The organism is Facklamia miroungae (genome assembly GCF_012396555.1).
GTDB lineage: Bacteria > Bacillota > Bacilli > Lactobacillales > Aerococcaceae > Facklamia > Facklamia miroungae.
This window is the reverse complement of record NZ_JAAXPS010000001.1, coordinates 184887-197553: the sequence shown is the minus strand read 5'-3', so window position 1 is coordinate 197553 and position 12667 is coordinate 184887. Positions and strand designations below refer to the sequence as shown.

Genomic DNA, 12667 nt, shown 5'->3' with positions numbered 1-12667 from the left:
TGATATTAGAATCCATTTTTAGATTAGCTTCCGTTAATTATTTTCTCAACGGTCATAAAGTCTTTTGAAGTTCCAAGGATTACTAACATATCCCCTGCCAAAATATCAGAATGCGGTTCAGGATTACCGATGAACTCACCGGATTCTCGAATAATACCGACAATGTTAAAACCGTGCTTGGCCCGAATATCTAATTCAATAATTGTCTTCCCGACCCAGGTTGGTGGGACCGTTACTTCAAAAATAGAATAGTCATCAATGATATTAAAATAGTCCACCAAGTTCTTAGAAGAAAGGCTGTATGCTAACTTACGACCACTCTCTTTTTCGGGTATGATTACCTTATCGATGCCAACTTTTTTAAGTACTTTAGCATAATAGTCAGTAGAAGCTTTTCCTATAATTGTTTTGACGCCAATTTCTTTTAAAGTAATGGTAGCTAGAATCGAAGCTTCTAAATCTGATCCAATCGCAATAATTGCGGTTTGAATATTAGCCAATCCTAGTTCGTGAAACACTTCGATATTTTTGATGTTTGCGCATATCGCATGTGTTACATAGGGTGAGATTTTATTTACATTCTCTTCGTTATTATCGATGATAATCACTTCGTGTCCTAATTTCATTAAATTCTCAGCTAAACTACGGCCGAAACGGCCTGCTCCGATGACTAAATACTCTTTCATACTTTCACCCCACTAAAATACTTTCCTCAGCTTCACGATAGTTATTAGATGCTTTCCCTGTAAAGAAGACATAAAACATCGCCATAGGTCCAATTTTACCGAAAATCATGGTAAATACAATTACCAGTTTGCTCATCACACTTAATGTTGCCGTTATACCTTGACTTAGGCCAACGGTTCCATAAGCAGAGACAATTTCATAATAAAGATTGATTAGAGACTTATTTGGTTCAAAAATAGTTAATAAGATCAAAGCGACACCAATCCAAGATAAGGATATAAAAAAGATGGATAACGCTTTTTGAATGCTTCGTCTTGGTAATCGACGCTTAAAAACAACGGTGTCGCGACTTTCTCTTAAATAAGAGAGGGTGTATAAAATTAAACAAGCAAAAGTTGTGACCTTTAAGCCCCCTGCTGTTCCTCCTGGGGCACCTCCTATAAACATCAAAAAGGTGGTAACAATATAACTCGGGGTTTCTAATCCACCCTGATCAATGGTCATGAAACCTGCTGTCCGAGTGGTTACGGATTGAAAGAAAGCAGCCGATACTTTATCAATAATGTCTAAATGGCCTAGTGTACTAGGATTCTGCCATTCGATTGCTAAGAAGAACAAGGCTGGAACAACAATAAAAATACCGGTTGTCACTAAAACAAGTTTGGTATGTAAACGAAAGGGATGGCCTAACTGATGATGCAATAAATCTCTGCTGACTGAAAAGCCAAGCCCTCCAAGAATAATTAAAACCATAATTACTAAATTGACCCAATTATTATCGACATATCCCATCAAACTTTTGTCACCTAGAATATCAAAACCAGCATTACAAAATGCTGAAATAGAATGAAAAACACTATTAATTATGCCATGGATCAAACCATATTCAGGGATAAACTGAAAGCTCAAAAGAATAGCCCCGAACGCTTCGATAATGAGTGTAGAATAAGCGACATATCGAACGAGATCAGAAACTTCACTAAAGGTATTCGTGTTCTTTTCTTCAGCTAAAAATTTCCGGTTTGAAAAAGAGAGACGTCGCCCCATCAACATTCCAATAGTTCCTACTCCCGTCATCACACCAATCCCACCGATTTGAATGAGGGTTAGAATGACTATTTTGCCAAATGGTGACCAGTGACTTGCTGTAGTGAGCGTTGCTAACCCTGTGACACAAACTGCTGAGCTTGCCGTAAAGATGCTATCAATGAGAGAAGTTTCAACACCATCTTTAGTAGCAAATGGCATTTTCAAGCAGATACTTCCAATTAAGATCAAAGCTAAATAACTGTAAAAGAATAATTTAGCTGGATTGATGGATACTAAATCTTTCTTACTTTTCATATAAACAAGCACTGACTTTCTCCCCCATTCAAAGCAACAATTAATGGTTTTTAGTATTTCACTCATTTAAAAACGTATAATCCTATCTTATTGAAAATGTTGATCAATTTCAAACGAATTTGGTAACTATTTATACTTAATTTTTAATTTGTTTTATTCTTTTTTAATCTTTTAATGATTAGCTACAATCATCTCTTTATAAACTAATTTAATGTCTGATCTTCTTTTTGCTTTTACTCTTTAAGAATAGGATCAAAAGAAGTAATAGTAATAAAATTATAGCAATTAACCACTTGTTCCATTGGTCAGTCTCACTTAATTTTTGGATATCCGCTGGCTCACCTTGATGATAAGGTACCCTTTTGCCGATTGCTAATAAACGATGACTATTAATCATATAAGGGGTGCATGTCAATAAAGTAACCCGATCTTCGCCTTCCATAATTTGTAAGGACTCGAAATCACTAGGTTCAATGACTTTAGTTTCAATGACTTTATAGGCCAAATCGTCTCGTAAATTATGAACAAAAAATACGTCTCCAACTTTCATTTTATTTAAATCTGAAAACAATTTGGCGCTGGGTAAGCCTCTGTGAGCGGTAATGACACTATTGGTTCCCTCTCCACCAACAGGTAAACTCGTGCCTTGAAGGTGAGCAGCAGCCTTTTGTAACACTTCTTCTGTAGCTCCTGCATGAATCGGTAGAGAAATATTAATTTTTGGAATTTCAATATATCCAATTTGTTCATTAATCTCAAGCATACGGGCATATTCTCTAATCCCTTCTTTTTGCTTGGCCGTAAAAGGATCTACAATCCCATTCATGCTTGGTAAAATAGTTGAATTGTAGGCCTCAGCTAATTCAATCCTTCGATCTAATTCCGTTTTGGGAATTTTGATTGATTGATCACGGAACTCCTGTACCTCCGTTCGAGCTGCTTGGTTATGAAGATAGCGAGCGATAAAGGGGTGCGCAACCAGTAATAATCCTAGTAGAAATATTAAGAAATTTATTAAGTTTTTAAGTTTTCTCTTATTAGCGATTAGATCCACCTACTTCCTATGTTTAACTTTCTTTCTATTTGATTGCCAAAAAATAATCAATAAGATCAATATAAGTAATAGTAAAGCAAGTAGCCAACGATATTTCATAAAGAAATGAGTGGAAGTCTTAACTTCTTTATCATATTCTTCTTCTGTGTATGGAACACGGTGTCCTCTTACTAATAATCGATGGCTATTAATCATATAAGGTGTGCAGGTTATCAAGGTCATGTAATCTTGATTCGGCACAATATCGAGGTATTCTATTTCGTCTGGTAAGATGACATCAATTCGATCAACTTTATATGCCAAAGTCTCAGAAAGATTTTTAAAATAAAAAATATCGTCTTTTTTTAACTTATCTAAATTTGAAAATAAACGCGCATTAGGCAGACCCCGGTGCCCTGTAAGAACGGAATGGGTATGTTTACCACCAATTGGCAGACTTGTACCTTCTAAATGCCCTATTCCTTTTTGCAAGACTTCTTCACCTGTTCCAGCGAAAACAGGAAGCTCTTCATTAATTTTTGGGATTTCGATGGTACCAATTTGTTCATTGATTTCTAACATGTGGGCATAAGCGGCTCGACCTTCTTCGTGATCCTTTGTTGAGAAAGGATCGGAAATTTTTGAAACGCCCTCTTTTTGCTGACTTAATTGATCGTTGTATGCTTGAGCAAGAAAAATACGCCGATCCACTTCGTTAATAGATAACTGTTGAACAGCTTCTTGATATGTATTTACTTCAACCCGCGAGGCTTGGTCATAAAGGTAACGAGAAATAAAAGGATAGCATAAGGCTATCCCCCCGATTATAAAAATTAAATTATATAAAAAGAGTTTTAATTTTTTCTTATCCATGTAAGTTACGAATTCTCCTCTTTAATAATTGCAGATGTCGAAAAACAATGAGTAAACTGATACTAACTAAGAGATAAGCATAGTATTTATAGAGACTCCTACCTTCTCCTGTAGACGATAAATAGCCAATATCACTAGGTTTTGAAGGTTTATTGATGATAACTTCTTTATCTTGTTTTGACGCTTCAACCGGATGATTGACGATTTCCATTACCGTATAATTCGAATAACTTTGTCTAGTAATTTCGAATGGTATGGCTTGTTCAAGCGGTTGATATTTTAAACCTTGACTGACTGGAGCTTTTATTTCAATTAAATAGTATTTTCCCAGAGGCATATGATTGACTTCAAAATAACCACGTGAATCAGATTCTAAAATGTAGATCGATTTATCTTTCAAATAGATCGGTTCAAAGACCCGTCTCTTTGCATTCCATGTCACGACTTCAAACCTCGCTCCTGCTAAACCTTGTGCCGGTTTTTTATCATTAACTTTACGGAAGTGTTGTCCGCCCCTTTTAAGTTCTTCTTCGTGGGTAGTTTCTTTAGAAGGTTCAGTGGTTGAACCGGGATCCTTATCATTGTCGATTAAATAGTTTTTTACCAGAACTTCGGTTAGTTCTCCGGCCTTAATGGTAAAGGAGATTTTCCTTGATAGCTGATAACCATCAACCGTTTTAAGTTCGACTAAAAAATACTCCCCTTCTGGCAGAGAAGATAGATAAATTTCACCGAGGGAATCTGACGTTAGTTCAGCTTTTCCTGAAGGATCGGTGGTAAAATGGCCGTCTTTAAACAGCATCGGTTGATCAGCGTTAGGTGCATAAATATAAAACGTGACATCTGCAAGATTCTTCCAAGCATCATTCTGGTTAGTATCAACTTCACCGATTACTTTAATTTTTAAGTGTTCTGTTTGAACTTGCTTTGGAAACAAGTCAAGTTCAGAAGTATTTTAATAAGGTAAATTGACGATAAAAGGGACCGTACGGGATTCTTGCTTACCTTCTTGATATATTTCTAATCCATAATAGGTCCCATCAGGCAATTTTGAGATGATGGCTAAGTTCTTTTCATTAATTTTTGAAAGGTAAGATTGTTTGAATATATGATCTAATTCACTGACTTTCTTTTCTTTTAATAAATCGAAATCGCCTTCAGAGTGAGTGGGATCAATCTTCCATAATTTTATTCTCTTCTCGCTTCACTATCGGTAGAATGAATGATCAAGCGATTGGATGATGCTGAAACTTTATTAAACGGTATGATCAATAAAGTGAAAAGTATCAGTAGAAATGTTGTAACTTTTTTAAACAACTTCATATCATACCTCCTCGATAGAATTTCCTTTGTTAAAGGAAATAGAACTATTTCCCTTAACGAAGGATGGAGAAAATCTCCATACCTTAAATTTTTTATACTTTACGCTTCTTCTTTTGCTTTACGACGACCATAGATTGCAAATAACATTAGCAATGCACCTGCTACGATGAAGATGATCGTACCAATACCACCAGTGGCAGGGATGAATGGACGTAAATTGTTAGTTATTTTAACTGTTGAATTATCTTTTTCTACTGTAAAATTAACTGGTTTACCTAACAATTGATAATCTTTAGGTGCTTTAGTTTCCTTAATTGCGTACTGTGATACGATTAGCCCATCTTTTCCTTGGGCTGAGTTAGCGAGACCATTAATAGAAAAGTCACCATTTGTGTCTGATTTCAATTTGATAACTTTACCAACTCCTACATCCGGAAACTTATTGTTACCATTTGCTTGATTACGGTTGATTAGATACTCATTCCATACCATTGGAACATCGTCTTCTAGAACAGTAAAAACAGCATCAGAAAGACTATTTCCACTAGGATCAACTTTTTTGAAGTTTTGACTACCATAAGATATAAAATCATTATCTGAAGCATCAGTTGTTTTCTCAATCACACTATTATTGTAAGTAATTCTAGCATTGTTTTCAATTGCAACATCTGTGGATGAATTAGTGCCGTTAAGGTATGTAGTAAAAGAAACTTCAATAAATGGGGCTGCATTTTTATTGGCCGAAATATCACCAATTTGATCGGGGGTGATTTTATTTCTATTCGCTAAAGGAACTTGAGAAGCTATTTTAGCAATACCATCTTTATTTATTTCAATACTTATAGTTTGTCCACTGATTGAATATGTAAAATGTGTATTCAGAGTAAGTTCTTCAAAACCAACTTTAATTTTAGGTTTAATATTAAAGTCATCATTAATATCATCTTTCTTAATAGTTAAAGCTGGATCCAAAATATCCGTAAAAGTATATTTTAAATATTTTTCAATATTAGTCGGGATAGTACCTTTTAAAATATATTTAAAAGGTTCGCCAACATTAAATGAGGCATTATTTTGACCTAAATTAGCGATATCATTTCCAATCACTGGAAAATCGCCAGAAACGTTTTTAGGATATATATGTACTGAGTCTAGGAAACGACCACCGTCATAACTAGTCATCGGAAAAGCAATTATGAATGGAACGGCTAATGAATCAGTTACTGTATTAGGTTTGTTAGTTTCATAAACAACATAATATTGAGGTTTGGCAGGATCAAATCCTACTTCCCATGAAACTACTCCTTCATATTCTTGTGTTGTAGCTGTTGTACCAATTACAAACGGTGTTTTATTTATTGGTGGAGTAAGACCAATTGTATTTTCTATCCCAAGTTTTATAGCATTATCATATTCATCTTTTGATAGCGAATACGCGGTAAATTCAACACCGTTTAACGGCTTAACGTTGGTACCGATTTTTGTATAATCTATTTCTGTTCCGTCTAAATTTAGTAACGCATTTTGGCTATTAAATGCATCGGCTTGCAATTTATGGATGATAACCGTTGTTTTTACTTGTGTAGAATCTTGGGCAGAAACTATCGAATGATTTGTGATTAGTGATGAAAGCCCTAAGATAAAAATAAGGACTGCTGTTAATATTTTATTTTTTTTCATTTGTTTGCTCCTTTTTCGTGTGTTTATTTGATAGAAGATAGTAAAAACTTGTTAAAGCCATTAATATTAAGCCAGAAATTAGATAAATCAGTACACCCGTTCCTCCTGTAAGTATGAGGTCATGGGATTGATAATTCATTACAACAATTTCATTGGCAATGCCATCAGAATTTGTATCACGTTTGCTAATGAAATCGGCTTGCCTATCATCAAATATAAATTCTGCTTGTCCTTTTTTATTACCTTCCGAATAAGTAGCTTCAATAATTTCAATATTTAACGGCTGTCCCAGAAGCTTATAACCTGCAGGAGCTTTCTCTTCAACTAATTGGTATTTGCCAAGAGGCAAGTCGTTAAAAATTAAATCATCAAATTTATTCTGTGTAATGACCTGATCAATAAGACGGCGATCTTTATTATCCTCTGCTTTTGATTTTAAGCGAAAGATGCTTCCAGTAATTTTTGTAGTAGGATCTTCACCGTCAATTTTTTTGAAACTGAAATCCGTCCTGATAAGTTCATTAATTACGACATATCCCTTATTGGCATCTAAGACGATCGCATTTTCATTCTTAATAAGTTCATCAGGCATAACTGTTACATCATTGTTTTTGTCTACTTGAATAACAACTGGTTTAGTAATATTCCGATAGCCATCCGGTACGAAGGTTTCTTTTAGTTGAAAATATACATAATTATCATTAGTTCTTTTTGGTCGATAATTAATGAATTTGTCACTGAAATTAACTCTGCCATCCGAATCACTAGAGGCAGTCCAACTTTCATTGGAGGCAGTTAAACCACTAGCTGGATCCCCATCCATGCGCGTCAAAGTGAATTCAGCTCCAACAACAGCATTACCATAATTACCGTTTTGGTTATTGATATCATCCCTTTTCCAAAAATGAATTTCAATTGGATGAAAGCGATTAATTACACGTGGAATCTTATCACTTGTCTCAAATTTCCAATGGTTATCAGATGGAGAAAGCCAAGTGGCTTTTCCATGGTCAGAAACTTCTACCATGGCACTAACGCCTCCGTCACTAACGGTTTGATAATTGACAGGCGATTGAGTCTCGACTACTTGATAAGTTTTTCCAACTGGCAGATTCTTAAATTCAATCAAGCCGTCTGTTCCTGTAAACATCGTACGCAGCGGCTTACCCATTCGCTCTTGATTTAGAGTGTCGTACTCATAAATTTGAAAGGTTGCGCCTTCTAAAGGAGTCATTGCTTCAACATTCAATCCTTCTATATTATCGGCTACTTTTATAAATTTAATATTAGTGGGATTTTCTCGATTAATAGCAAAATCCAAACGATAATTCCCTAAAATATCCTTGGTTAAAAAGTCATCTTCATCCGTTCCACTAAGACGGGTGATTTCGGGACGAATACCACCTGAATCAGAAATGATTTCAATTTGATAGACATTGTCTGATTTTAGATGTGTATTCGGTGCACTTAATTCCTTTAATTCATATTTGCCCGTTTCAACATCACTGAAACCCGCAGTTCCTGTCACATTGGTAGTGGCTGTTTGAAGATAATTCTTTCCTTCAATCCCTTTCAATTCGAATTGTACACCAGGTAAAGGAATGACTAATTCATCAAAAGCATCGATCTTTTGTCCTTTATCACTATAGCCATATTTTACAATTTTAAAATTAGAATCAACTTGGTTCGATATGATGTACCCTTGATTATCATCACCAGTCAGAAGTTGATTGTAATCTGGAAGTGGATCAGCAATGTACTTGTTCTCTTGTTCATCGAGTTTTATCTCAATAATATCGTAAGCATTAGTATGCTCGATATAACCTGTTGGGGCTTGTGTTTCTCTTAAACGATAGAAACCAAGTGGAAGGTCTTTAAAAATGACTTTCCCATCTGATTGAGACTCAGTTTCTAAAGATGACTTGCCAGGATCATCTAAATAATCGCCGTGATCATTTTTAATAACAGGCGTTAAAGTAAACTTTGCACCTGCAAGCGGCAAGTCATTCAGCCCTACCTTGGTGAATAGAATGGTATAGGTTAAAAGTTTGTTAGTCATTTTAATCTGGTTAGCTGAACCATCAACGACACTTTTGCCAGTAAATTCACTTGATCCAGGGGGCAGTAACATTTCCACCTGTCCAAATTGATTGGTTTTAATTTTCCATTCGGCTTGACTCTTTTGATAACCTAAAGGTGCTCGAATCTCTTGGATAGTAAAGGTGGAATTAGGCTTAGTGGCTGTTCGATTCAGTGTTATCCGGCCTTTTGAATCACTTGTCTTTATTAAAACATCTTCAGGTTTTTTGTCATTAACCACACGGAATTGAGCACCTGATAAAGGATTCCCTTTCTGATCTGCCTTAAAGAAAGAATAGGATTCTCTGGTGTTCGTATATTCATAAAGATTAGAAATTTGGTTTCGTTTTAAAAGAGGTACATCTACTTTTTCTTGAGTATCCATATTAATAGTTTGAATATTTTTAATTACTAATCCGCTGTTATCCGCTAATAATTCTAAATCAAAAATTGTTTTATAATTTTGTTTTACATAGCCTGGCGGTGTTTTTCTTTCGATCAATTCATAAGTTCCAACCGTTAAGTCATTAAATCGAACTTCGCCACTAGTGTCAGTGGTAACAGAACCAATATCTGCTTTAATAGGTTGAGTCTTTTTCAAGTCAAATATAGCACCAGCTAAATGTTCCTCATTTAAACCGATTTTTGTGAAGGAAAAATCACGCGTATGTTCTTGATTAAGAATATTAAAGACTTGGCTATCATCTATAGAAGCAATTTCACTAATATTGCTTGTATTACCTTGCAAACTGATCTTGCCATCAGCATTTACTACCAGAGTCCATATATTTTTCTGAGGCACATAGTAGCCAATCGGGGCTGTGTTTTCAGTTAACAGATAGGTTCCTTCTAGCAAGCGCATATAATCAAAGATTCCAGATGAGCTTGTATTATCTTTTGAAATAACTGTTCCGCTAAGAGATTTCAATGTGAAATTAGCACCCTCTAAGAGGTCTCCTTGTTTATTTACTTTGCGGATTCTTAAATGATTGGGTTTGTTTTCTAAAACGGGTGGTATATCACCGAGTGAAGTGATATTCCCTTTATAAGATTCCCGGAAATTTTTGGCAAATACAGCTGTTTTATCAGTATTTTGATCAATATCAAATAAAATTGTTTTCTCATTTTCAAGGTATCCATCCGGTGCATTGATTTCTTTGAGTTCATAGCTACCATAGCTTAAATTATTAAAGTCTAAGGCACCTTGATTATTGGAAATTACGGTTTGACTAAAAGCAGGATCCCCTCTTTTACTTAACTTATATACCGCATTCGATAAGGGTTGTTTAGTTTTCTGATCAACTTTCTTAAATGTTAAGTTTGTAAGTAATAACTTTAACCGAATGAGTGCGGAGTTATTAAGCACTTCTCGTCCATTTTTAGCAATTGGTCGGTAGGCGTTGTCATAATCAGAATTTATAGCTCCGCTAACTGAAAGATCGTAAGCCCCATAATAACTGCCTTTTTTTTGATAAAAATTATTTGCTAAAATGCTAGGATTACTTTCTAGAAGGTTAATGGTAGGATGAGAATAACCGTTAGGAGTATTTAATAGATTGACATAAAAGTATGAGTAGCTTGTTTCTCGCGGTACATTATAATAAGACGTATAGCCAGTTGATCCTGTGAAAGAAGTTAGGTTAGAATTGTTATTTACAAGGTATAGATCAAATTTAAAAAAATTCTCATAGGACCGACGATAATGAAAAAGTTGTACTTCTACATTAGGAACTGGATTATCAAACTGGTCCAAAGCAAAAATATTGAATTTGTTTTCGGCTGGGGTGGTAGGATCGGTAGATGCTCGAGCTTGAACTTTAGAGAGCAATGCTATTACTTCATATTCAACAGGGATTTTAATGGTTTCACCATCAGGAAAAGTGATGGATAAAATGGTTTTGAATCTCCCTGTTTGAGAAGTGTCTATGGCTTCCTCCCAATCGTAAAGCACTTCTTTCGATAAGTCACTGTAGTTTTCAAGCACATTTTCTGGTAACAAAGGTTGATCGACTTGAACAAGAATTTCATCTTTTAGGATCGGCTCAAGATTTACCAGATTACTTTTATCTTCTTTTTGATCTTCTTCACTTGATTCTCTGTTTTTTTGATTTATAGTAGTTGCATTATCATCAAGTATCGTGACTGTTGTTGATTCTTCTTTTGAGCCTATTTCTTTTTCTTTATTACCGGAATCGTTTTTAGCTACAGATTGCTGGGCCGTAATCTTCATATTCGAAAAATGCGTAACCACTTTAACGGTAAAAGATTTACTAATCGAATCTGAACGTTTTACCCCTACTTCCAGTGTATGTTTGAAATAGGCTTTCGGTATCCAAAATTGATAAACTTCTTCATTAGCATTCATTTTGAAACCTACTTGCCAAAGTTTCTCTTTTTGTTCATTATATGGATTTTCTGGTGCTATGGGCTCTTCGATTGTAAGAGCTTCGGGTTCAATTAAATCAGGTTGGTTTGGGATTTGCGGTTCAACTAGGTCGGAAGGAATTTCAACCCCACTTTCAATTAATTGGTTATATTGTGTCCAGTATGCTTCTAGGTCTTGCTCATACTTTGCATATTCTTGCTGATAAGTTTCCCAGGCTGCTTGGTATGCTTGCCACTCATGATCATTTTGCTTTTTGGCCTCCAAATAAGTTTGGTAATCCTCTTCATATAGAGCATTATCCTGCTGGTAGACCTCCATCTCTTCACGGTATTGCATATAATTTTTAATGGCCATATTAAAATCTGTTTGGTTGTTAACTATTCGCATGGGAATAATTTCTTGCTGACTCGTAATCAGTTGAAAAGAATTTACCTTTTCAAAGTTAGTCTTTGTTTCAAATTCAAGGGTTTGATCCGTTGGTTCGATATTATTATTGGAATTTAATAGTATTTGCCAACCAGAATCAAAATATATTAATTTTAGGGCATTATGATTCGGATTTTCCTGAGCGTATACATTTGAGAATACTTTAAATGGTATATTGGACACGATTAGTATTAGAACTAATATAGCATTTAGAGCACTTTTTGAGCGTTTTTTTATTATATCCACCTCTTGAAACCTTTACCGTTTAAAAATTAGTTTAAATTTTAAATTATATCAGTTATTTAATTAATGTTCAATCATTATATAATAAATAAAATAATTTATCAAATGAAATATTCTGAAAGTTATAAAGATCTTACAGTCAGTAATTAAACGGTAAGAAAAACTTGAATCTTCTTATATTTGTTTAAATTCTTATTTAAATTTCATTGCTGAAATAGACTATCTCTATAAAAAGTCACATAGTCTTTAGCCATTCTTCTCGCTATTATACTTCTTGTCGATAATCATCTCTCTCTGAATCCGCGCATATATTTACAAAAAACGATGATAAAATTACATAACTACTTATTTCTCCTTAAAACATCTTAACCTCATATCCTTTGTATTGATCATAGTGATTATTTTGATGCTAAGCCTTTAATTGTTAAAGTAAATAATAGTCATCTTAACCTTGTTCTGGTAAAAGATTTGGATTTACTACCTAGTGGAGGTTATATTGCATGAATAATAGATAAGTACATAAAGAAAAAATAGAAAATTGTGATAGAGTTTGTTAGTATGTTCAAACTTTTCTTTTAACGTTCGGATAATTA

The 12667-nt window shown here is 34.6% G+C and carries 8 protein-coding genes; all 8 read right to left on the bottom strand.

Annotated elements, in window-relative coordinates:
- Positions 1-23: 23 nt before the first annotated feature.
- The 8 genes from HF969_RS01015 to HF969_RS00985 all read right to left on the bottom strand — a co-directional run bounded on the left by HF969_RS01015 (position 24) and on the right by HF969_RS00985 (position 12077).
- On the bottom strand, positions 24-686 hold the full coding sequence (locus tag HF969_RS01015) for a potassium channel family protein (RefSeq protein ID WP_090288909.1): 663 nt from the start codon (positions 684-686) through the stop codon (positions 24-26).
- Positions 687-690: 4 nt separating this feature from the next.
- Positions 691-2043, bottom strand: coding sequence for a TrkH family potassium uptake protein (locus HF969_RS01010; protein ID WP_168427124.1), 1353 nt, complete (start codon positions 2041-2043; stop codon positions 691-693).
- Positions 2044-2239: 196 nt separating this feature from the next.
- Positions 2240-3085, bottom strand: coding sequence for a class C sortase (locus HF969_RS01005; protein ID WP_090288907.1), 846 nt, complete (start codon positions 3083-3085; stop codon positions 2240-2242).
- Complete coding sequence (locus HF969_RS01000; RefSeq protein WP_090288906.1) at positions 3086-3937, bottom strand: class C sortase; 852 nt, start codon at positions 3935-3937, stop codon at positions 3086-3088.
- A complete protein-coding gene (locus HF969_RS00995; RefSeq protein ID WP_090288905.1) occupies positions 3930-4874 on the bottom strand; it encodes an MSCRAMM family protein in 945 nt (314 codons plus the stop codon). Before HF969_RS00995 ends, HF969_RS01000 begins: the two co-directional genes overlap by 8 nt.
- Positions 4875-5125: 251 nt before the next feature.
- Entirely contained in the window at positions 5126-5260 is a 135-nt protein-coding gene (locus HF969_RS10030) for a hypothetical protein (protein WP_281241360.1), read from the bottom strand.
- 99 nt (positions 5261-5359) lie between these two features.
- Positions 5360-6940: a SpaH/EbpB family LPXTG-anchored major pilin gene (locus HF969_RS00990; RefSeq protein WP_090288904.1), complete on the bottom strand. Its 1581-nt coding sequence runs from the start codon at positions 6938-6940 to the stop codon at positions 5360-5362.
- A complete protein-coding gene (locus HF969_RS00985; RefSeq protein WP_090288903.1) occupies positions 6927-12077 on the bottom strand; it encodes a SpaA isopeptide-forming pilin-related protein in 5151 nt (1716 codons plus the stop codon). The genes HF969_RS00990 and HF969_RS00985 overlap by 14 nt, the downstream gene beginning before the upstream one ends.
- Positions 12078-12667: the final 590 nt, after the last annotated feature.

What these genes read in the sequence shown, in the direction of transcription:
- HF969_RS01015 (WP_090288909.1), bottom strand. Translation starts at nt 686, where the DNA reads ATGAAAGAGTATTTAGTCATCGGAGCAGGCCGTTTCGGCCGTAGTTTA.
- HF969_RS00990 (WP_090288904.1), bottom strand. Translation starts at nt 6,940, where the DNA reads ATGAAAAAAAATAAAATATTAACAGCAGTCCTTATTTTTATCTTAGGG.
- HF969_RS10030 (WP_281241360.1), bottom strand. Translation starts at nt 5,260, where the DNA reads ATGAAGTTGTTTAAAAAAGTTACAACATTTCTACTGATACTTTTCACT.
- HF969_RS01000 (WP_090288906.1), bottom strand. Translation starts at nt 3,937, where the DNA reads ATGGATAAGAAAAAATTAAAACTCTTTTTATATAATTTAATTTTTATA.